The sequence below is a fragment of the Deinococcus aestuarii genome, assembly GCF_018863415.1.
GTDB classification, from domain to species: Bacteria; Deinococcota; Deinococci; order Deinococcales; family Deinococcaceae; genus Deinococcus; species Deinococcus aestuarii.
In genome coordinates, this window is sequence record NZ_JAHKSN010000003.1 from 100,153 (window position 1) to 120,743 (window position 20,591).

Sequence of the window (20,591 nt, forward strand, 5' to 3'; positions counted from 1 at the left end):
AGACACCCCGGCCCCACCCGGGCCTACTGCACGAGATTGCCGATCTGGCCGCGAATCTCGCCGTTCGGGTAGGTCTCGGAGTGGACGTTGACGTAGAGCTGGCGGTTATTCAGCCACGTCACCTGCTGCTCGCTCAGGGTGAAGGTCCCGCTGACCCGCCCGCTGCGCGCCCCGTTCGTCACCTGGTCGATCACCAGCGGCAGCAGCACCGGGGCGTTGGTGTTCTCGTCCGCCGGGCCGTGGATGTGCGCGACCGTCACCGCCGAGCTCAGGTCCTGAAAGGTGCCCACGACCGTCAGGGTGCGGCCCTTGAGGGTCAGGCTGGTCTGCCCGGTCGCGGTGGTGGTGACGACGGGGCGCTGATTGGCGCCGGAGAGGTTGGTGCCGTAGCGGGTGGTCGTCTCAAACTGCCCGCAGGCGGTGAGGGTGAGGGCGAATCCGGCAAGGGCGCTGAGGGGGAGTCGGTTCATGGTCGGTCTCCTGAAGGGGTCGGGGGGCGGGGGAACGGGGCGTCGGGCGAGGTTGGGTCAGGGTTCACCTCCTGGCCCCGGGCGCGGAGGAGACCGCGTGGCCCGCGGGGGGAGAGGTCGCTTTCGCCGGGCTTCTCCCAGGCCGCCGATGGTTGGAACCATTCCGGTCACCTCCCCTTCAGCGCCCGGCCCGCACGCTGCGCGCCACGGCGCCCAGGAGGGGCAGGTCCGCCGGGGCGGCGGCACTCAGCACGAGCCAGTTCCGGGCGCCCCCGTCCAGCGGCACGAGGTAGAGGGGGCCCAGCGGACCGCGCGTGCCCCGCCAGGTGCCGACCCAGGCGGGTCCTCCCCCGGAGCGCGTGAGGCGGGCGAAGCTCAGCAGGGCCCCGGCCCCCTGGATGCCCAGCGGCGCGAACTGCCGCGCGTAGGCGTCCGGGCTGAGGCGGCGGGCGCCGACGGGACGCGGCAGAACCGTGGCGGTGAGGGCGTCCTCCTGCCCCGAACGCCGCAGGGCCACGCCCCCCACGAAGGGCCGCACGGTGTAGCCCCCCGGGTAGCGCAGCGTGAAGCCCGCGCCCGCGTAGGTCCGGTCGAGGATGGGGGCGGCTCGGGGCGAGGGGGTCCCCCCTCCGGCCAGGGCCAGCCCCGACGAGGTGACCAGCAGGAACAGGGCGGCACCGTTGAGGCGGACGGACATGGGCAGACCTCCGGGGGCAAAGGGGGCGCTACTGGACGGTCACGGTCAGGTCGAACTCCTGCGCGTTCGGCCCCGGCGGCGAGGAGGGGCGCCTGTAGAGCAGCGTGAGCTCCACCTCGCCCGGCTGGACGGCCTGATAGCTCAGCAGGACGAGCCCGCCCGCGCCCAGCCCCGTTCCCTGCGCCAGGAAGCTCGGCTGGCCCAGCGGCAGCAGCGTCGGCCAGGCGTCGGTCTGCGGCTGCCAGGCGTAGCCCGTGGAGGGATTGCCCGGCAGGGTGATCTCCAGCGTGTCGCCCACGTTGAGCCTGACCTCTCCCCCGTCGGCGTCCTGACCCACCCGGACGACCCGGGGCAGGGGCGGAACGGGCGTGACCGCGCCTCCGGGGGCGACGGAGCCGGAGGCGGCGGGCGCGCACCCGGCGAGTCCCGCGAGGACGAGCACCACGGCGGGGGCCAGCAGCAGGGAGTTCTTCATCTGTTCCTCCTTCCCTCTCCGGGGACGTGGGCTCGCGCCCCGCCCGCCGGCCATCAGAACCACGCGACCCGCACGCCCACCTGCGACAGCGACAGGCTGCGGCTGCCCGTCTCGTAGAACACCCGCCACACCGGCAGCGTGCGGTCGATGGGCCCGGCCACGACCCCGCCGTCCGGGCAGCCGTAGTTCATCCGCAGACCGGCGACCGGCGCCGTCGCCCCGGTCAGCGCCACGCACCGCTGCCCGTTCGCCAGTTCCAGCGCCCAGGGGGTGCCCGCCGGGTAGTTCGGCTCACTCGCCCGCGTTCTGCCCGGCAGGGCGCCGCTGCGGGTGAGCAAGACCGCGTTGGCGCTCCAGGGATCGGCAGAGCAGGCCATCGGATCGCGGGGATTCAGCGACGTGAAGCAGGGGTCGAGGATACGGTTGCCGCTCATGCAACGGTAGGCGTCGGGCCGGGTGGGCGAGGCGGCCGAGGCGGCGAAGCACGAGCCGCTCGCCTGCCCGGTGACCGCGACGCCGATGAGCAGACCGCCGCCCGGCTTGAAGGGCGTGTAGAGCTGCACCCCGGTGAGGGTGGGCGGCGTCGTCTGGGCCGTGGCCGGGCCTCCGGCGCCCAGCGCCAGAAAGACCAGGGCGAGGGACCTGTGCCACTTCGGGAAGTCAGTGCTTGGGATCATCTCCGTCATGCCTCCGGGGGAACGCGTTCTGAACCTCATCGGGCAGCACCGTGTTCGGCGCGGGAACCCGCCCGGTGATGAGGTACTCGTCGAGGGCGTCGCGGGTCTGACTCACCCCGCCGAGCAGGTAGGAGGTGTGGCCGTCCCCCTCGCGGGTGAGCAGCACGGCGTTGTCAAACTGCCCCAGCACGCCGTTCGCCCAGGCGTACGCGGTCGAGGGATCGTGGCTGGCGTTCACGAGCGGGACCGGCGGGGTGCCCCGGATGGTCAGGCGCCGGGGCGGGTTGTTCATGGGCACCGGCCAGCCGGGGCAGTTCGCCTGGACCCCCCAGCTCGCCGCGTCGTTGCGGATGTGGGGAGCCACCGATTCGGAGAGTCGCCGCTTGTAGACCAGAGCGTGGAAGCTCCGCGCCGTGGCGGGCCAGTCGAGGCAGGTGATGGCGAGCGTGGCGTAGTTCTCGTCGCTCTCCGATCTGTAGACCGCACTCGACAGGCGGCTCGCGTCCCCCGCGCCCGCGTCGGCGAGCGCCCTCGCCAGGCCGATCCAGCCTGGAAAGCCCAGCGAGGGCAGCGGGTCTTTGAAGAGGAGCTGGCCCTGGAGGTTCTGGAAGACCTGCTCGCCGGTGACTTTCGCGCGGCACGTGCCGGTCTTCTCGCACAGCGGCGCGGGGAGGGGCGCCTGATTGGCCTTCGCCACCAGCGCGTCCACGAAGGCGCCCACCTCCTGGCCGTGCAGCGCGCAGTCCGGCGTCTGGCCGCACCACCTTGCGAAACGGTCGAAGCTGTCCTCGACGGTGACGGAGGCCGTGTAGTTGAAGTAGGTCTCGGGCAGCGAGTGGTCGAGCACCCCGTCGAGCGCCATCACCCGGATGTTGCGCGGGTAGCGGGCCGCGTACCCGGCGCCGATCTGGGTGCCGTACGACAGGCCGAGGTGGTTGAGCCCCCCCTCCCCCACCGCGACCCGGACGGCCTCCAGGTCGCGCACCACGCTGGCGGTGTCCACATGGCCGAGGAGTGGCCCGGTCCGTTGCAGGCAGCTCTCGCCCGCCGCCTTGTTGTAGGCGACCAGCCGGGCGAAGGCCGCGTCGTCCTGCGGGAACTGGGACGGGGGGGCGGTGTTCCAGACGCTGGGATCACACCTCACGGGCGTGCTGGTGCCCACGCCGCGCGGGTCGAAGCCGATGATGTCGTAGGAGGCGCGCAGGCGCCGGGTGAAGAGGCCCTTGCCCTGCGCGTCGAGGGCCACGTACTGGGACCCCGCGCCGCCCGGCCCGCCCGGCTCGAAGATCAGGGTGCCCAGGCGCCCCGCCGGATCGGTGGCCCGCAGCCGCGTCAGGCCCAGGGTGATCTTTTCCCCGCCGGGCTGCGCCCAGTCCAGGGGCACCATCAGGGTGGCGCACTCCAGCGGGGCCGGGAACGACTTCTGGTCGGCGCAGGGGCCCCAGCGCAGGGTGGACGTGGGCACCTGAAGGGAGACCGCGCTCAGCCCGGCGAGGGCGCCCGCGCCCAGGGCCGTGGTGAGGAGGACCCTTGCAGGGAGGCTGGGGCTTTTCATGGAAGTCCTCCGTGTGTCGGTGTCCCGGAGCACCTGCGGACGGGACGGGCGGGCGCTTCCTTTCGTCATCGCCCATCCCGGGCCCTCGGGGCTGAAGGAGGCTGAGCCCGGCGGCGGACACGAGGCGGGTCAGGGTGCGCACCCCGCTCTTTGGGCGGTGAAGGGGCTGCGCCGGGCCCCTTCACCGGAAATCGGCGACGGTGAAGAAGAGCGGGAGCGTGCCGTCCCCGGCCCGGGCGGGCCCCGTCACCACGAACTGGGGTGGTCTGTCGCCTCCCGCCTGCGCCGCCACCGCCGCCGGGTCCACCGTGCCCGCCAACGTGTAACGGTCGATCACGAAGGGCACGCTGCTGGCCGTCGTGTTGTCCGGCCCGTCCCCGAGCTGGAAGTGCAGGTGCGGACTCGTCGAGTTCCCGCTGCTGCCCAGTTTCCCGAGCGGCTGCCCGGTCCTCACCCGGTCGCCCACCTTCACCGTGACGCTGCCCGTCTGGAGGTGCGCGTAGGTCGCCCACACGCCTTGCCGCATCTGCACCACCACGCTGTTGCCGATGTAGTCCGCGGGCTTCTGCACGGTCGTGGCCGGTTGCCCCACCCCCGTCTCGGGCATGTCGTTGCGCACGTACACGACCGTGCCGTCGGCGGCCGCGACCACCTCGGCCCCGTAGCCGTACCACTGCGCGTTGGTCGAGCCGTCGCCGCTGAAGAGCTGGCCGTCTTGCAGCCGCACCCAGTCGATGGCGAAGGTCTCGGGCTTCACATAGCGCAACCCGTCGTCCACCCCCTGGAGGTAGCGGTGCAGGGCGGAGGGGGCGCAGCAGCCCACGAAGTTGAACCAGCCCGCGCCTCGCAGCGGAGGGGCGATCACGACCGGCGCCCGGGTCTGCACCGGGAGGTCAGGCCCGTTCACCGTGAGACTGCCAATGTCGGAGGCGCCGCGCGCGTCCGGGGGAAAGCTGTAGGTAATGCGGTGCGTCAGCCGGGCGGGCACCTGACCCCTGGGCACCACGACGTCGAGGATGGCGGTGGCGGTGCTGCGCTCAGGGATGGGGTTCATCGCCTGACCCGGGGCGATCTGGCCGGCGGGGAGGGCGTTGCTCAGGCCGGCACCCTGCCGGGTGACCGCGCCGAGGGCCGGGCCTTCGAGCTTCAGCAGCGAGCGGCCTCCCGCATCGAGCACCTCGACCGAAGTGAGGGTGACGGGCGCGGTAAAGACGTTGGTGAAGAGGAGGTCGTATTCCAGGTGCTCCAGGCCGTCGCTGCCGAGCACCCGCAGCGGGTCGTTCGTCGAGGCCACGAGGAGCGCGGTCGGGTGCGAGGCGGACGCGGCCCGCGAACCCTGGCCCGTCACCATCGGGGCGCAGGCGGCCAGGGTAAGACAGATGAGCCCCGTGAGCGCCAGCGGCAGAGCCGTGCGGAGCGCGCGGGAACGGGGCCGTCGGGACGAGGACTCGGTGTTTGTCATGGTCAGACCCTCCCGGGGCAGGCGCCAGCGGACGGCGGCGCGGAATCGGTCAACGGTGCGGTGCACGACAGCGGCCCAAACGACTGACTCCTGGAAGACTTCGGGCTCAGACCGTCACGCTCACTTCGTAGTCCTCGCGGCTGGGCGGCGCCCCCAGCACCGGTTGAAAGCGCGCGATCTCCTCGTGGAAGACGCCCCGGGCCTCCGCCGCGTGCATCTCGGCCTCGCTCGCCCAGAGCGTCAGCAGCAGCCCCCGCCCCGTGCGGGCATCTGTGAGCAGACGGGCCTCGCAAAAGCCCGGCTGCGCTCGCAGCAAAGGCAGCACCAGATCGCGGTAGATCGACACGGCGCCGCTCATCTTGCCGGGGCGAATCTGAACGGTGACGATCCTTGCGTGCATCTCCACCCCCGACGGCGTAGTTCAACCGGACGCCCTGTCCCTGCGGGCTCGCATGATCCCCCTCCCGGACAACCCGTCCCCTCGCTTTGAATGAGAGGTTGGCAAGGCGACCGTGTAATGCCCGTGTACCGGCAGGCCCCGGAATGAGCCCCCACATCACGGTCCTTCACGAAGGGCTGGAAAAGACTGTCTTGGACGCCGGGAGGAGTGCCCACCTCCCCCGGGGGCCTGTCTAGACTTAATCGATCTTTCAAGGCCGCCCCCACCCAGGTGGCTCCTTCGGAAAACCCTGGACGGGGTGGCCCGGGACGTGGCATGGTGAGTTTCTTCACACCGCCGCCGGAGGACCCCGACCCGTGCCTGACGTGACTTCCCCCTTCGTCTTCCTGCTGGGCCCGGCCCGCGTCACCCTGGGCGCGGGTGTCCAGCCGTTCGGGGTGGACCAGCGGTATCAGCTTCTGGCTTACCTCGCCTGGCGGGGGGAGTGGGTGGGCCGCGAGGGGCTGGCCCACCTGTTCTGGCCGGAGAGCGCCCCGGACACGGCGCGGGGCAACTTCCGGCACCTGCTGGGCCGGGTGCGGGCCCTGGAGCTGGCCCGCGGGCTGGAGGTGGAACGGGGGCGGCTGCGCTGGGCGGTGCCGACCGACCTCGCCGAGTTCACCCGCGCCGTGGGGGAGGAGCGGTGGGAGGGGGCGCTGGAGCTTTACGGCGGACCGTTCCTGACGGGACTCGACCCGGAGGGAACGGGAGAGTTCGCGGGCTGGCTGGAGCGCGAGCGCGAGCGGCTGCACGGCCTGTGGCGCCGGGCCCTGCTGTGCCGCGCGGGGGAACTCGGCGCGGCGGGGGCCCACCTCCAGGCCGCCGAGGGGCTCGACCCCCTGCTGGAGGAAGACCTCGACGAGGAGGTCTTGCACGCCCAGGTCGGCGCCCTGCTGCGGGCCGGGGGACACGGGCGGGCGCGGCGGGCCTACGAGACCTTCGTGGCGCGGCTGCGCGGTGAGTTCGGCCTGGAGCCGACGGCCTCCCTCGAAGGGCTCGGCCGCCGCCTGGGGGAACCCGCGCAGGCGGCGGCCACCGCGCCCTCCGCGCCGCCTGCCCCGGCGTCCCGCTCTTCGTTGCCCACCTCGCCCACCTCCTTTGTGGGGCGTGACCTCGAACTCGCCGAGATAGGGCGGCTCCTGAGCGAGCCGGACTGCCGCCTGCTGACCCTGACCGGGCCCGGGGGCATCGGCAAGACCCGCCTCGCCCTGGAGGCCGCCCGGACGCTGGGCCCCCACTTTCCCGCGGGCGTCTTCTTCGTGCCCCTCGACGCCCTCACCTCGGCGGCCCTGATTCCCACCCAGATCGCCCGGGTCCTGGGTGTCCCGCCCGCGGGCCAGGGCGACGGGCTGGACGGGGTGGTCGGGGTGATCGGGCGTGAGCGGATGCTCCTCGTGCTCGACAATTTCGAGCATCTGCTGGGGGACGCAGACACCACGCAGGCCCTGCTGGAACGCTGCGAGGGCCTGCGCCTGATGGTGACCTCGCGCGAGCGGCTGGGCGTGGAGGCCGAGTGGCTGCTGCCCGTACAGGGGCTGGCGTATCCCGAGGAGCAGGATTTCGGCCCGGTCCACGCCGGGCAGTTCGACGCGGTGGGGCTCTTCGTCGAGCGGGCCCGCCGGGTGCGGCCGGACTTCGCACCGACGGACGAAACGCTGCCCCACCTGCTGGCCCTGTGCCGCCTCGTCGAGGGGGCGCCGCTGGGGCTCGAACTCGCCGCGGTCTGGGTGCGCGCGCTGCCTTTGGAGGAGATCGCCCGGGAACTCGCACAGAACCTGGACTTCCTGGGGCCGGGGGAGCGCGGCCGGCCCGAGCGGCACCGCGGCCTGCGGGCGGTGTTCGAGCACTCCTGGCGGCTGCTGAGCCCGGCCGAGCAGGAGGTCCTGGCGGGGCTCGCCGTCTTCCGGGGCGGCTTTCGGCTGGAGGCGGCCCGGCAGGTGGTGGGGGCGCCGCTGCCCGTGCTGGCCTCGCTGGTGGACAAGTCCCTGCTGCGGGCGCACCCCACGGGACGGTACGGCCGCCACGCGCTGCTCTACGGCTACACCCGCGAGAAGCTGGCCGGGCACCCGGACCGGGAGGCCGAGCTGCGGGCCCGGCACGGCGCGTACTTCCTGGGCTTCCTTCAGGGGCTGGGCAGGGCGCTGCGGGGACCGGACCAGAAAGCGGCGCTCGCGGCGGTGGACGCCGACCTGGAAAATGTCCGGCTCGCGTGGGGCTGGGCCGTGGAGCACCGCCGGGCGGGTGACCTGGGGAGAGCGGCCGCTCCCCTTGCGCACTACTGCACCTCGCGCGCCCGCTCCCGGGAGGGCGTGGAGTGGCTGGCGGGGGCCGAGGCCGCCCTGAGTGACGCCGAGCCCGCCCACCGGACAGCCCTGGGTCAGCTCTGGGTCGCGGGAGCCCCCCTGCTCCACCGCCTGGGGCGCCACGCCGAGGCCGAGCGGTGGGCGGGGCGCGGCCTCGCCCTGGCCCGGGAGCAGGGGGAGGAGGGGGCGGCGCTCCCGGCCCTCACGCTGCTGGGCAGCCTGACCTGGCGGCGGGGCGACTACGGCCGGGCCCGGAGCTTTTTGGAGGAGGCCGTCGCCCTGGCCCGGACCCGGGGGGAGCCGTTCAACCTGGCCGACAGCCTCAACCTGCTGGGCAACGTCACGCTCGACAGCGGGGACCTCGCCGGGGCCGGGCGGCACTACGAGGCGGCCCTCGCCCTGCACCGCACGCTCGGGCACCAGGCCGAGGTCGTGCGGCTGCTCAACAACCTGGGGTGTCTGGCCGCCTACCAGGGGCAGCTCGGCGCATCGGTGGCCCGGCTGGAAGAGGGCCTGCGGCTCGCCCGCGACGTCGGCCTGCCGCGGCTGGTGGCCCAGCTCCTGTCGAGCCTCGCGGAGACCCAGCACGAGCAGGGGGAATGGGCCTGCGCCGCCGCCACCGCCCGCGAGGCCCTGGACCTGGCGCGGCGCAGCGGGGACCGGCGGCTGGAGGGCATCTTGCTGATGGACCTGGGGCGCACGGCCACCGCCTCCGGGGCGCTGGAGCAGGGACGGCGGCAGCTCCGGGAGGCTCTGGCGCTGCTGTGGAGCCTGGGCGAACTCCCGCAGGTCCTGCGCACGCTGGCCCGCTGGGCGGAGTGGTACCTGGCGGCGGCGCAGCCCGGGCGGGCCGCCGCCCTGCTCGATCTCGTCGTGCGGCATCCCAAGACCAAGGGGGTGGACCAGGGCCCCGCCCGGCGGTTGCGCGCCGAACTGGGCGGCGGGGAGAGGAGCGCGTCAGAAGACCCGGAGGCAGACCTGACGGCGGCGGTCGCGGAACTCGTCGGGCCCCCACCGTGAGCAAGGAGCAGGGTGCCGGACGGCGACGCTCTCAAGGCTCCCGGCCCAGGCCCGGGGAGCGAGCAACCTCCATCGGCCACAAGGTCGGTGCAGGAGTCCTGCTGGACGCGCCGCCCGCCGACAGACCAGGCACCGGACAGGCACGCGCGGGCCCTGGCCGCCCCACAGAAGACGACGCGGGCCCTGACGCACGACCGGCCCACCCCCCAGGCTCCTTGCCCCGCATCGTCCGGACGCCGCTCGACATTCTTGCCCGCGAGGCTCGGGGACGCCCGTTCCCCGCCCCTTCAGCATTGCCTGACTGGAGCCGTCTCCCCGGGCTTCAAGACCTGTGGGGTGACCGTGGACCTGACCGGAAGACCCCTTCAAGCGAAAGGGGGCGCACCCTCCCGAGTGAGCCCAGACCCGCCCGCTGGCCGCAGTGAACGAGCCCAACGCACCGATGTTCGGCCGGACATCCCGCCGCTGCCGGGCGGCGGGTCCGGCCACCGTCAGCGCGCCGCCTCCCCAGCCCCCGCCGCGTAGCCGCGCGCCTGGAGGGCGTAGAGGGCCGCGTACTGACCGCCCCGGGCGATCAGCTCGGCGTGGCTGCCCGCTTCCGTCACCACGCCGCCCTCCAGCAGGACGATCCGGTCGGCGAGCCGGACGGTGGAGAAGCGGTGCGAGATCAGGACGGTGATGCGCTCCCCGGCCTGCGCCCGCAACGCCTCGATGGTCTCGAACTCGGCCCGCGCGTCGAGGGCGGCGGTGGGCTCGTCGAACACCAGGACGGAAGCGTCCCGGAAATACAGCCGCGCCAGGGCGAGGCGCTGCCACTGCCCCCCCGAGAGCTGCCGCCCGCCCTGGAAGAGCCGCCCCAGCGGCGTGTCGATCCCCTGCGGCAGCGTGTCCACGAAGGCGGCCCCGGCCTGCCGCACGGCGCCCTCGACGCGCGGCCCGTCCTCCAGGCGGCCCACCTCGGCAATCGCCACGTTCTCGCGGGCGCTCATCTGGTACTGGCCGTAGTCCTGAAAGATGATGCTCATCTGCCGCTGCACGCTGCGGGGCGAGAAGCGCGAGGCGTCCAGGCCATTGAGCAGGATGCGCCCGCCGGTCGGCTCGAAGAGCCGGGTCAGCAGCTTGACCAGGGTGGTCTTCCCCGCCCCGTTCTCGCCCACGAGGGCCAGCGCCTCGCCCCGGCGGACGGTGAAGCTCACCCCGCGCAGCACGTCGCGGTCGGTGAGGGGATAGCGGAAGCCCACGTCCTGAAACTCGACCGTCTCGATGTTTCCCTGCCACTCCTCCCCCGCGTCGAGGTCACGCCCGGGTTTCTCCAGAAAGTCGAAGAGGTTGCGCATGTACAGCAGGTTCTGGTAGATGCCGCTGACCCCGTTCAGCAGCCCCGCGACCGTCCCCTGCACCTGCGCGATTCCCAGGACGAAGATGCTGAAATCGCCCACCGTGATCTCCCCGGCGGCGGCGCGGCGCAGGATCAGGGCGCTCGCCAGCCCGGTCAGCAGCGCCGAGGCCAGGGCCGCCCCGAAGCCCCAGCGCGAGCGGCGGCGAATGATGTCCTCCAGTTGCCGCCGGAAGCCCAGGTAGTAGTCGCGCCAGCGCCGCAGCAGGTAGGGCTCGAAGCCGAAGAGCCGCACCTCCTTCACGAGCCCGTCCGAGGTCAGCAGCCCGCCGAGGTAGTTCTGTACCCGCGCGTCGTGGGTCTGCCAGCGCAGCATCCGGTAGTTCTCCACGCCGAACTTGTTGCTCACCCACACGCCCGGCAGGCTCGCCAGCAGCACGAGGGGCAGCACCCACACGCCCAGCCGCGCCATCAGGGCGCCGACCGACACCAGCGTGACGACGGCGCCCGCCAGCCCGACGAGCTGGGTCGCCACCCCCAGGGGCCGGGAGCCCACCTCGCGGTAGGCCTGCTGCAACTGGTCGTAGGTCTCGGCGTGCTCGAAGGCCTCCACGCTCATGCCCGACGCCTTGTCGAGGATGCGGCGGCTGACCCCGTGCTGGAGGCTGTCGCCGAGGAGCTGCTGGGCCGCCCCCTGCACGGTGGAGAGCAGGCTGCCGAACACCCCCAGCGCGACCTGCACCCCCAGCAAGGCGAGGAGCGCCCGGTACGTCACGCCCCCCTGCGCCGCGCGGGCCACCTCGTCGAGCAGCAGCTTGCCCACGTACAGGTTCGCGGCGGGCAGGGCGCTCGCGGCGAGGCTGGTGGCCGCGTAGGTCAGGCTGTGCCGGGGGCTGGCGAGCCACACCAACCGCAGCGTCTGGAGCAGGTCGGCGGCCCGCTGCCGGGGGGTCAGGGCGTCGGGGGGCGCGGGCGGGGCGGGGCGGGGACGGGTCATCTGCGAGGAGTGTGGCGCGCGGAGCCGAAGGCGATGGTGCTCCGGTCCCGCTTGAGCCCGGGCACGGGAACAGGCGAGGCGCGTTAAGCTGTGCGGCGGACATCGCATGACGGAGTTGAAGGGCTTTCGCACACCACAGCAAGACCGCAGCCGCCAGTCGTTCGAGCGGGTGCTGGAGGCCGCGACCGAGCTGCTCGGGGAGAAGGGCTACGAGCAGCTCACGCTGGCGGAGGTCAGCCAGCGCGCGGGGGTGTCCACCGGCTCGATCTACGGGCGGGTGCGCGGCAAGGAGGACCTGCTCGACGCGGTGCAGGTGCACATTCTGGAACGGGTCGAGCGGCAGCAGACCGAGCTGCTGGACGCGATTCGCGCCGAGCGCCTGCCCTTCGACGCCCTGGTCGTCCAGATGGTGACGGCGCTGGGCGAGTTCCTGAGGGCCCAGGCCAACCTCCTGCGTCCCCTGATGGCGCGGGCCCCCTCCAACCCCACCGTCGCCACCCTGGGCAAGCGCTCCTTCCACAAGCTGAAACGGGGCTGGGCCGACACCCTGCTCGACCACCGCGCCGAGATCGGTCATCCCCGGCCCGAGCACGCGGTGGACGCCTGCTTCTCGCTCGCCTACGCCGCCTTCGCCCGCTACCTGGGCCTGGGCTCGGCGGCCGACGTGGCGGGCGAGGGCGACTGGGACGAACTGGGGCGCGACCTCGGCGAGATGAGCGTGCTGTTCTTGCGCTACCGGATGACGCCCTGACCCGTCACCCCTCCGGGCCACCTCCGCTTCGCAGGTCCCCTCAAAGGAGGCGGCAGAAGGGATTCTCCGGCGTCCGTCCCCGGCTCCCCTCTCCTTCTGGGCTGGTCCAGTCTCAGCGAAGCCGACCGAGGGGTTGACCGGGGCCAGCCCTCCAGCGCCGAACCTTGACTTTTGATCAAATCTGTCGCACTCTAAATCAGAATCATAATTTTAGTTTTGCTCGTGGCCGCCTCGCCGCCCATCTCCTACCTGTCCCGGAGGACTCCATGCGCTTTTCCGTCTTTCTCGTCGGCCGTTCCACCGCACCCGAACAGGACCGCGCCATCATCGGGGCGCTGACCGAGCACGCCCGGGAGGCCGAGGCGCTGGGCTACGACGCCGTGTTCATGCCCGACCACCACTTCACCGGGTACGCCCCGATGTCGAGCGATCCCTTCGTGTTCGCGGCGTACCTGGCGGGCCAGCTCAAGAGGATGCACTTCGGCATGTCGGTCACCACGGTGCCCCTGCACCACCCGGTGCGCTTCGCCGAACGGGTCAACCTGCTCGACCAGCTCACCGGGGGGAGACTGCTGGTCGGCATCGGCAGCGGCACCACACCCGAGGAGATGATCGGCTTCGGGGTGAATTACAAGGAAACGTCCCGCATCGCCCAGGAGAACCTCGACATCGCCGAGCGGCTGTGGCAGAAGGCGGTGGACGACGACCCCGTGCAGTTCGACACCGGGCACTACAAGGGGGCGGTCATCCAGCGCATCGTTCCCGCGCCCTACGGCGAGCGGCACGCGCCCCTGATGAGCGTGGCCCTGCGCGAGTCGAGCGCCCTGCGCGCGGCCCAGAGCGGCTACCCGGCCTTCATCCCCGCCTTCACGCCGCCCAAGATCGGGGGCACCGAGCCCTTCACCCACGTGCAGAAATACTTCAAGGTGTACCGAGACGCTCTGCTGGCCGCCGGTCATCCTGAAGAGGTGGTGCGCTCCGCGCTCTCGTGGACCACCCACACCTACCAGTGCGTGCATGTCGCCGAGACGGACGAGCAGGCGCGTGAGGAACTGGAGGTGATTCTGAGGGGCTACCAGGCGGCCATCGACCGCGAGATGGTCTACAACAAGCGCGCCGAGGAGATCAGCGACGTGAAAATCCACGGAACGCCGGACGCCCTGAGCGAGGACTGGATCGGGACGTGGTGCCTGTACGGCAGCCCGGAGACGGTGCGGGCGCACCTTCAGGAGTACCGGGACCTCGGGATCGGCAACGTGTTGATGGGCTTTACCAACGGGCCGCTGACCGACGAGCGTTTGCGGCTGGGGCGGCAGTCCATGCGGCTGTTCGCCGAGCGGGTCATGCCGCACTTCAAGGCGCAGGAGCGGGTCGGAGTCGGCGCGTGACCGCCCCGTTCATCGTGGGGATCGGCGGCACCACCCGGCCCGGCTCCAGCGGCGAGAAGGCGCTCAGGGTGACGTTGGGACACGCCGAGCGGGCGGGAGCGCGCACGCAGCTCTTCGGCGGGGCCGAACTCGCCGGGCTGCCCCTCTACGCCCCCGAGAAGCCGGAGCGCAACGCCGCCGAGGTCGCGCTCGTCGAGGCCGTGCGGCAGGCGGACGGCCTTCTCATCGCCACCCCCGGGTATCACGGGGGCGTCTCGGGGCTGGTGAAAAACGCGCTCGACCTGCTCGAAGACCTGCGGGGGGACGAGCGGCCCTACCTCGACGGGCGGGCGGTGGGGTGTGTCGTGGTGGCGGCGGGCTGGCAGGGGTGCGGGGTGACGCTGAGCGCCCTGCGCGACATCGTGCACGCCCTGCGCGGCTGGCCGACGCCGCTGGGCGTGACGATCAACACGGTCGCCGTGCAGGCCTTCGCCCCCGGCGGGGAGTGCACCGATCCGGCCACCGACGCCGGGCTCGCCACGCTCGCGGGTCAGGTCCTGCACTTCGCGCGGGCGACCGTTTCCCTGCGTGGGCCGACGGCGGGGGTGCCCGCGTGACCGCCGGGCCGCCGCCCGTGCCGTGGACGCTGGACGAGGCGGCCACCCTCACCGCCGGGGCGGACCTGTGGTCGACGCCTGCCCTGCCCGACCGCGGCGTCCTGCCCGTGCGGATGGTGGACGGCCCGATGGGGGTCGCCAGCCCCCACATCGACGAGCGGGACGTGTCGCTGCTGATGCCCTGCGGCACGGCCCTGGCGGCGTCCTGGGATGTCGGCCTGGCCCACCGCGTCGGCGAGGTGGTGGCCGCCGAGTGTCATCGCCGGGGGGTGCAGGCGATCCTCGGCCCGAACCTGAACCTGCCCCGCAGTCCGCTGGCGGGCCGGGCCTTCGAGACGTACTCGGAAGACCCCTTCCTGACGGGGGCCGTCGGCGCCGCCTGGATTTCCGGGGTGCAGTCGCGCGGGGTCTCCGCCGTCGCCAAACATGTCGTCGGCAACGACTCCGAGACGCAGCGGCACTCCATGAACTCGGTGATGGACGAGCGGACCCTGCGCGAGGTGTACCTGAAGCCCTTCGAGCTGGCGGCCCAGGCGGGCGTCCGGGCGATGATGATGGCCTACAACCGGGTGAACGGGGTGCCCTGTGCCGAGCAGGGGCACGTCATGGGCATCCTCCGCAAGGACCTCGGGTGGAACGGCGTGCTGATGTCCGACTGGTTCGGTGTGCAAGGCGGCGCGCGCAGCCTGAACGCGGGTCTGGACCTGGAGATGCCCGGCCCGCCGCGTCAGATGGGGCCTCAAGTCGCGGAACTCGTCGGGCAGGGCCGGGTGTCCGGGGAACGGGTCGTGGAGGCGGCGCGGCGCGTGGCGACCTGGGCGGGGCAGGTGGACCGCTCGCCCCGGCCGAGCGAACTGGACCCCCAGGCGGTGCTGACCGAGGCCGCCGCCGCCGGGTTCGTCCTCCTGAAGAACGAGGGCGCGGCCCTGCCCCTGCGGGCGGACCGGCCCCTCGCGGTCATCGGCCCGAACGCGGCGGTCCCCTGCTACCAGGGCGCGACCTTCGCCCGGATCGCCCTCGCCGAGGACGTGCCCACCCCCCTGGAGGCGCTGCGGCAGGGCTTCGGCGAGGTGACCTACGAGGATGGGGTCGCCCCGGAATACCGCCTGCCGCCGCTCTGGGCCCTGCCGATCACGGCGGACGGCGGGGAACGGGGCCTGACGGTGGAGTACGTCCCCGGCACGGACGCGGGCGCGGAGCCCACCTTCCGCGAGGTGCGGCGGACCTCCACCCTGGTCTGGTTCGCCGGGATGCCGGGGGGGCTGGCGACCGGGCAGCCCGGCACCGTGCGGGCGCGAACCCGGCTGAGGCCCGTCCTCAGCGGCACTTACCGCCTCTTCTACGGCGGGACGGGGGACGTGACGTTCCTCGTGAACGGGGTCGAGCGTGGCCGCCGTCCCTCCCCGGTCGTGTCGGGGGACGTGATGGGTCACCTCCTGCGCGGCGAGGCGGATCACCTCGATCTGGACCTCACGGCCGGGGAGGAGGTCAGGCTGGAGTACGTGATGACCTTCGGGCCCGCCCGCGCCCAGGGGCTGTGGTACGGGGCCCGGCCGCCCGGGGTGCCGGACCTGCTCGCCCGCGCCGAGAGGCTGGCGGCCCGCTCGGAACAGGTGGTGCTGGTGGTGGGAGAGACCGCCGACTCCGGCGTGGAGAGCCGCGACCGCACGACGACGCGGCTGCCGGAGGCCCAGGTGGACCTGATCCGCCGCGTCTGCGCTGCCCACCCGGGCACGGTCGTGGTGGTGAACGCGGCCCACGCCGTGGACACGAGCTGGGCGGCCCAGGCCGCCGCCGTGCTGCACGTCTGGTTTCCGGGGCAGGGCTTCGGGGTGGCGCTGGCCGAGGTCCTCGCGGGCCTGCGGGAGCCGGGGGGACGCCTGCCCGTCACCTTCGCGCGGCGGGAGGCCGACTACCCCGCCTTCGACCTCACCCCGGACGCCCAGGGGGACCTCCGGTACGAGGAGGGCGTGCTGATCGGCTACCGCTCCTTCGCCGCTCATGGGACCGCGCCCGCCTTCCCGCTCGGGCACGGGCTGGGTTACGCGGAGTTCGAGTACGGCGAGGTGAACGTGCGGCCGCAAGCCGACGGAGCTCTTCAGGTGGCCGTGCCCGTCACCAACACCTCGGGCCGTGAAGGGAAAGAGGTGGTGCAGGCGTACCTCGAACAGCCGGAGTTCGAGGGCGTTCCCGCGCATCCCGAACTCGCGGCCTTCGCGGCGACCGTCGTGCCCGCCGGGGAGACGCGGACCGTGACCCTGACCATCCCCGCCCACGCCCTGCGCCGCTGGTCGGAGGCGGAGGGGCGGTGGGTCACGCCGCCAGGGCCGCGGACAGTGAAGGTGGGGCGCTCAATTCAGGACATCCGCTGGACGGGGCACCTCTCCCCCTGAGGGCTCGCCCCGCTTCCTCAGCCCCGGCGTGCCTGTGCCTTTGTAGCCGGGTGCGCCGCCTCTTCGGTGTCCATCAGGTCGGCGATCTTGAGGCCGGTGCTCAGGATGTGATGGTGCATCTCCCGCCCGGCGTCCCCGGCCTTCCCGGCGCGCATCAGCCCCACGAGGCGCCCGTGTTCCACGTTGCCCGAGAGGCTGTAGTTGGTGCTCTCCAGGTGCTTGTGGAGGTAGTGCTGCACCCGGTAGCGCAGGTCGCGGATTTGCGCCGCGAGGTGCGGGCGCCCGGCCCGGTCGTAGATGATCCGGTGAAACTCCATGTTGTTCTGCGAGAAGCGCGCCATGTCAAACTGCCCCTCCGGGTGCTCCATCTCCGCGACGAGGGCCTCCAGGCGGGCGAAGTCCCCGGCGGTGAGGTGCGGCACCGCCTTGACCGTCGCGAGCTCCTCCAGCACGGCCCGCATCTCGTAGATCTCGCGGATTTCATCGGCGGAAAAGCGGGTGACCTGGGCCCCCCGGTGCGGCTGGATGGTCACGAGCCCCTCGGATTCCAGGGTGCTCAGCGCCTCCCGGATGGGCATGGTGCTGACCTCGAAGCGCGCGGCGAGTTCTTCCAGCCTTAGGCGCTCGCCCGGCCCGAAGGTGCCGCGCACGATCTCGTCGCGCAGCACGTTCACGAGCGAGGTCTTGACCGTCCTGGGAAACATGGGGCCAATCTACCACCAGATTTGATCATATATCTCTAGGTGGGTGGACCCGGGTCACGACTTGCAAAAAATCAGAACGTGGATTATGTTTGATCAAACATCAAAGACGAGCAGTCGGAGCGGGCTCAAGGCCCGCCCCGGGGTGACCTTCGGCCCACGTCGGCCCGGTGTCTCCCACGCCCCCCGTTCTCCCGCGCCGGAGGTTCAGCCATGAAACGCACCCTCGCCCTGCTCTCCCTGACCGCGCTGCTCTCCTCACCCGCCCTCGCCCAGAGCGGCGAACTGCGCCTCATCGCCCAGGCGAGCGAGCAGGGCAACCCCACCATGCAGGCCCTGGTGGACGCCTTTATGAAGAAGTACCCGAACGTCAAGGTGCGGACCGAGTTCTTCCCCATCGGCACCGGGTACCCGCAGGTGCTGCGCACCCAGCTTCAGGGTGGGAACGCGCCGGACCTCTTCTATGTCACGGCCGGGTCGGGCGGGCAGGTCTCCGTGCTGCCCTTTCTGGAGGCGGGCTACGTGGCCGACCTGAGCAAACGCCCCTGGGCGCGGACGGTCATTCCCACCGCCTCGCGGGGCCTGTACTGGAAGGGCAACCAGCTCGCCGCCGTGCCCCTGGGGATGACGCCCATCGCCGCCGTGTACAACGCCGACCTGCTGGGGCAGTTGGGCGTGAGCGCCCCGAAGACGATGCCCGAACTGCTCAAGACCTGCGCGGCCATCCGGGCCAAGGGCAAGAGCATGTTCGCGCTGGCGGGCGCCAACCCGCAGAACGCGGGTCTGCTGGCCGCCACGCTGGCCGAGAACTACGTGCTGGGCAGCGATCCCCAGTGGAACGCCAAGCGCGCGGCGGGCAAGGTGACGTTTGCCGGAACGCCGAGCTGGAAACGCGCTCTGCAAGCCCTGCTCGACATGCAGAAGGCGGGCTGCTTCATCCCCGGCGTCGAGGGGGCCGACCTGCCCCAGGCCGCCCCGGCGCTGGCGAACGGGCAGGCCCTTGCCTTCGTGATTCCCACCGGCGCGATCTCGGCGCTGAGGGGCATCAACCCGAAGCTCAACCTGGGTGCGTTCGTGCTCCCCGGGCCGACCGCCGCGAGCACCGTCATCGCCGTGTCGCCGACGGACGCCATCGCGGTGTCCAAGAACTCGAAAAACCTCCCGGCGGCGCTGGCGTTTGCCGACTTTATCGCCACGGGCGGGGGCTCGGAGCTCTACACCAAGGCGACCGGGGACATTTCCACCCAGCAGGCCGCGACGGGCCGGAACCTGCCCCCCGAGCTGGCGGGCCTTGCCCCGGCCCTGGCGCGCAAGAACCGCGTCTTCTCGCTTATCCAGATCGAGTGGAACAACCCGCAGGTCTACACCACCCTGGGTGAGGGCGTGCAGGGCCTGCTGACCGGGCAGCTCACGGTGGACGCGCTGCTCGCCCGCATGGACGCGGCCTGGAACCGGAAGTAGACCGAGGGGGCGGAGTGCGGTGCCTGGCCCCGCTTTCTCCCAGGACGAGGTTCAGCCCACCGGAGGACTTCCCGTGACCAGTCAGCATTCCCGCGACGTTCAGAGGGTGGCCCGCTCGGCCAGCGAGCGCCAGCGGCCCACCCCACCCCGCCACGTGCCCCCCTGGGCCTGGGCCGTCCCGGCCGTCATCCTGGTGTTCCTGGCCCGCTACGTCGCGGCGGTGGCGGGCGGCTGGTACGCCTTCACCGACTGGAACGGGCTGACGCCGAGCGCCACCTTCACCGGGCTGGCGAACTTCCGGCAGGTATTCGCCGACGAGGGGGCCCGCGGCGCCCTGCTGAACACCGTCAAGTTCGCCGCCTGCTTCGTCGTCCTCACCAACCTGGTCGGGCTGTTCCTGGCGGTCGCGCTCAATCAGCACCTGCGGACGCGCTACCTGCTGCGCACCGCCTTCTTCGCCCCGGTGGTGATGAGCCAGCTCGCCACGGCCTTTATCTGGCGCTTCCTGTTCGACTACTCGGGGCCGGTCAACGGGGTGCTCGGGGCGCTGGGGCTGGAGTCCCTCAAGAAGACCTGGCTCGCCAACCCCACGTGGTCGTTCTGGGCGGTGGTCGTCGTGCTCGTGTGGCAGTTCTCCGGGTTGGCGATGGTGATCCTGCTCGCGGGCCTCCAGGGCATCCCGCAGGAGGTCGAGGAGGCTGCCGAGATCGACGGGGCGTCCTCCTGGCAGCGCCTCACGCGCGTCACCCTGCCGCTGCTGGCGCCCGCCCTCGCCATCAGCGTCCAGCTCTCGGTGATCTCGGGGCTGGCGATCTTCGATCAGGTCATGGCGCTGACGGGCGGCGGGCCGCTGGGCGCGACCGAGACGCTGGCGACCCAGGTGTACAAGCAGACCTTCGTGTTCGGGCGCTACGGCTACGGCACGGCGCTCGCCCTGCTGCTCACGGTCCTGATCGCCACGGCGGCCATCATCCAGCAGCTCACCACCCGCGCCGTCGAGCGGAGGAACGCATGAGGAGCCGCCAACGTGGCCTGCTGGCCCGCGAACTCGGGCTGTGGGTCCTCGCCCTGGTCTGGAGCATCCCCTTCTTCTTCCTGGTCGTGGTGTCGGTCAAGCCCACCGCCGAACTGTTCACCTCGGCCCTCACGCTGCCCAGCCGCATCGACCTGAGCAGCTACACCGGGGCGTGGCAGCGCGGCAACCTGGGGCAGGCCCTCCTGAGCAGCGTCGTCATCACGGGCGGCAGCGTGTTCGGGATCGTGGCGCTGAGCTCGGTCGCGGCCTACACGCTCGCGCGGCGGCAGGGCAGCCTCGCCGTCGTCATGGGCCTGCTCTTCCTGATCGGGATCGTGCTGCCCTCGCAACTGGGCCTGATCCCGATCTACTCGCTGTTCAAGCGGCTGGGCCTGCTGGGCACCTACACCGGGCTGATCTTGCTCAACGTCTCCACCTGGCTGCCGCTGGCGATCTTCCTGTACACCGGCTTCCTGCGCCAGCTCTCGCACGAGTACGAGGAGGCCGCGCAGATCGACGGCGCGAGCGTCTGGTACACCTTCCGGCGGGTGGTCTTTCCGCTGCTGCGCCCGGTGACGGGCACGGTGGTGATCCTCTCGGGCATCCTGATCTGGAACGACTTCTTCAACCCGCTGATCTTCCTGAGCGGCACCGGGAAGTCGCCCCTGCCGGTGGCGGTGTACTCGTTCGTCGGCAACTACGCGACCCAGTGGAACTACGTCTTCGCGGCGGTGGCGATTGCCCTCGTGCCCGCGCTGCTGTTTTTCATCTTCGCGCAGCGGCAACTGATTCAGGGCTTCTCGGGCGGCGTGAAGGGGTAGGGACGTTCCCGGTCCCTGAGCCGATCTCGACACC

The 20,591-nt window shown here is 72.0% G+C and carries 17 protein-coding genes; 8 read left to right on the forward strand and 9 right to left on the reverse strand.

Features of this window, described 5'->3' with window-relative positions; genetic code table 11:
- Positions 1-23: 23 nt before the first annotated feature.
- The 7 genes from IC605_RS06450 to IC605_RS06480 all read right to left on the reverse strand — a co-directional run bounded on the left by IC605_RS06450 (position 24) and on the right by IC605_RS06480 (position 5,736).
- Complete coding sequence (locus IC605_RS06450) at positions 24-470, reverse strand: CHRD domain-containing protein (RefSeq protein ID WP_216320612.1); 447 nt, start codon at positions 468-470, stop codon at positions 24-26.
- 178 nt (positions 471-648) lie between these two features.
- Positions 649-1,167 (reverse strand): hypothetical protein, encoded by a 519-nt coding sequence (locus tag IC605_RS06455; RefSeq protein WP_216320614.1) that lies wholly within the window; start codon positions 1,165-1,167, stop codon positions 649-651.
- A gap of 28 nt (positions 1,168-1,195) precedes the next feature.
- A complete protein-coding gene (locus IC605_RS06460; protein ID WP_216320616.1) occupies positions 1,196-1,642 on the reverse strand; it encodes a protease inhibitor I42 family protein in 447 nt (148 codons plus the stop codon).
- Positions 1,643-1,695: 53 nt separating this feature from the next.
- The gene (locus tag IC605_RS06465) at positions 1,696-2,328 is read right to left on the reverse strand and encodes a hypothetical protein (protein ID WP_246580500.1); all 633 of its coding nucleotides are present in this window, start codon (positions 2,326-2,328) and stop codon (positions 1,696-1,698) included.
- The gene (locus IC605_RS06470) at positions 2,303-3,874 is read right to left on the reverse strand and encodes an alpha/beta hydrolase (RefSeq protein ID WP_216320618.1); all 1,572 of its coding nucleotides are present in this window, start codon (positions 3,872-3,874) and stop codon (positions 2,303-2,305) included. Before IC605_RS06470 ends, IC605_RS06465 begins: the two co-directional genes overlap by 26 nt.
- 181 nt (positions 3,875-4,055) lie before the next feature.
- Positions 4,056-5,336, reverse strand: coding sequence for a M23 family metallopeptidase (locus tag IC605_RS25015; RefSeq protein WP_216320620.1), 1,281 nt, complete (start codon positions 5,334-5,336; stop codon positions 4,056-4,058).
- A 106-nt stretch (positions 5,337-5,442) separates the two neighbouring features.
- Positions 5,443-5,736: an antibiotic biosynthesis monooxygenase family protein gene (locus tag IC605_RS06480; protein ID WP_216320623.1), complete on the reverse strand. Its 294-nt coding sequence runs from the start codon at positions 5,734-5,736 to the stop codon at positions 5,443-5,445.
- Between the two features lie 356 nt (positions 5,737-6,092).
- On the opposite strand from IC605_RS06480, the gene IC605_RS06485 reads away from it, so the two are divergent.
- Complete coding sequence (locus IC605_RS06485; protein WP_216320624.1) at positions 6,093-9,098, forward strand: ATP-binding protein; 3,006 nt, start codon at positions 6,093-6,095, stop codon at positions 9,096-9,098.
- Positions 9,099-9,589: 491 nt separating this feature from the next.
- Here the strand turns inward: IC605_RS06485 and IC605_RS06490 are convergent, their stop codons facing one another.
- Complete coding sequence (locus IC605_RS06490) at positions 9,590-11,431, reverse strand: ABC transporter ATP-binding protein (RefSeq protein WP_216320626.1); 1,842 nt, start codon at positions 11,429-11,431, stop codon at positions 9,590-9,592.
- Positions 11,432-11,537: 106 nt separating this feature from the next.
- Between IC605_RS06490 and IC605_RS06495 the strand changes: the two genes are divergently transcribed.
- The 4 genes from IC605_RS06495 (at position 11,538) to IC605_RS06510 (ending at position 16,559) form a co-directional block, all read left to right on the forward strand.
- On the forward strand, positions 11,538-12,182 hold the full coding sequence (locus tag IC605_RS06495; RefSeq protein WP_216320627.1) for a TetR/AcrR family transcriptional regulator: 645 nt from the start codon (positions 11,538-11,540) through the stop codon (positions 12,180-12,182).
- Positions 12,183-12,448: 266 nt separating this feature from the next.
- On the forward strand, positions 12,449-13,570 hold the full coding sequence (locus IC605_RS06500; protein WP_216320629.1) for an LLM class flavin-dependent oxidoreductase: 1,122 nt from the start codon (positions 12,449-12,451) through the stop codon (positions 13,568-13,570).
- Positions 13,567-14,166, forward strand: a complete 600-nt coding sequence (locus IC605_RS06505; protein WP_216320630.1) for an NADPH-dependent FMN reductase — start codon at positions 13,567-13,569, stop codon at positions 14,164-14,166. Before IC605_RS06500 ends, IC605_RS06505 begins: the two co-directional genes overlap by 4 nt.
- A complete protein-coding gene (locus tag IC605_RS06510; RefSeq protein ID WP_216320633.1) occupies positions 14,163-16,559 on the forward strand; it encodes a beta-glucosidase in 2,397 nt (798 codons plus the stop codon). Before IC605_RS06505 ends, IC605_RS06510 begins: the two co-directional genes overlap by 4 nt.
- 17 nt (positions 16,560-16,576) lie before the next feature.
- Here IC605_RS06510 and IC605_RS06515 read toward each other — a convergent pair whose 3' ends face one another.
- Positions 16,577-17,263, reverse strand: coding sequence for a GntR family transcriptional regulator (locus tag IC605_RS06515; RefSeq protein ID WP_216320635.1), 687 nt, complete (start codon positions 17,261-17,263; stop codon positions 16,577-16,579).
- A gap of 210 nt (positions 17,264-17,473) precedes the next feature.
- Here IC605_RS06515 and IC605_RS06520 point away from each other — a divergent pair, with 210 nt between their 5' ends.
- The 3 genes from IC605_RS06520 to IC605_RS06530 all read left to right on the forward strand — a co-directional run bounded on the left by IC605_RS06520 (position 17,474) and on the right by IC605_RS06530 (position 20,557).
- Positions 17,474-18,721: an ABC transporter substrate-binding protein gene (locus tag IC605_RS06520; protein ID WP_216320639.1), complete on the forward strand. Its 1,248-nt coding sequence runs from the start codon at positions 17,474-17,476 to the stop codon at positions 18,719-18,721.
- A 73-nt stretch (positions 18,722-18,794) separates the two neighbouring features.
- Positions 18,795-19,736: a carbohydrate ABC transporter permease gene (locus IC605_RS24475; RefSeq protein ID WP_216320641.1), complete on the forward strand. Its 942-nt coding sequence runs from the start codon at positions 18,795-18,797 to the stop codon at positions 19,734-19,736.
- A complete protein-coding gene (locus tag IC605_RS06530) occupies positions 19,733-20,557 on the forward strand; it encodes a carbohydrate ABC transporter permease (RefSeq protein ID WP_216320644.1) in 825 nt (274 codons plus the stop codon). The genes IC605_RS24475 and IC605_RS06530 overlap by 4 nt, the downstream gene beginning before the upstream one ends.
- The last annotated feature ends 34 nt before the right edge of the window (positions 20,558-20,591 follow it).

What these genes read in the sequence shown, in the direction of transcription:
- IC605_RS06450 (WP_216320612.1), bottom strand. Translation starts at nt 470, where the DNA reads ATGAACCGACTCCCCCTCAGCGCCCTTGCCGGATTCGCCCTCACCCTC.
- IC605_RS06455 (WP_216320614.1), bottom strand. Translation starts at nt 1,167, where the DNA reads ATGTCCGTCCGCCTCAACGGTGCCGCCCTGTTCCTGCTGGTCACCTCG.
- IC605_RS06460 (WP_216320616.1), bottom strand. Translation starts at nt 1,642, where the DNA reads ATGAAGAACTCCCTGCTGCTGGCCCCCGCCGTGGTGCTCGTCCTCGCG.
- IC605_RS06465 (WP_246580500.1), bottom strand. Translation starts at nt 2,328, where the DNA reads ATGACGGAGATGATCCCAAGCACTGACTTCCCGAAGTGGCACAGGTCC.
- IC605_RS06470 (WP_216320618.1), bottom strand. Translation starts at nt 3,874, where the DNA reads ATGAAAAGCCCCAGCCTCCCTGCAAGGGTCCTCCTCACCACGGCCCTG.
- IC605_RS25015 (WP_216320620.1), bottom strand. Translation starts at nt 5,336, where the DNA reads ATGACAAACACCGAGTCCTCGTCCCGACGGCCCCGTTCCCGCGCGCTC.
- IC605_RS06480 (WP_216320623.1), bottom strand. Translation starts at nt 5,736, where the DNA reads ATGCACGCAAGGATCGTCACCGTTCAGATTCGCCCCGGCAAGATGAGC.
- IC605_RS06490 (WP_216320626.1), bottom strand. Translation starts at nt 11,431, where the DNA reads ATGACCCGTCCCCGCCCCGCCCCGCCCGCGCCCCCCGACGCCCTGACC.
- IC605_RS06495 (WP_216320627.1), top strand. Translation starts at nt 11,538, where the DNA reads ATGACGGAGTTGAAGGGCTTTCGCACACCACAGCAAGACCGCAGCCGC.
- IC605_RS06500 (WP_216320629.1), top strand. Translation starts at nt 12,449, where the DNA reads ATGCGCTTTTCCGTCTTTCTCGTCGGCCGTTCCACCGCACCCGAACAG.
- IC605_RS06515 (WP_216320635.1), bottom strand. Translation starts at nt 17,263, where the DNA reads ATGTTTCCCAGGACGGTCAAGACCTCGCTCGTGAACGTGCTGCGCGAC.
- IC605_RS06520 (WP_216320639.1), top strand. Translation starts at nt 17,474, where the DNA reads ATGAAACGCACCCTCGCCCTGCTCTCCCTGACCGCGCTGCTCTCCTCA.
- IC605_RS06530 (WP_216320644.1), top strand. Translation starts at nt 19,733, where the DNA reads ATGAGGAGCCGCCAACGTGGCCTGCTGGCCCGCGAACTCGGGCTGTGG.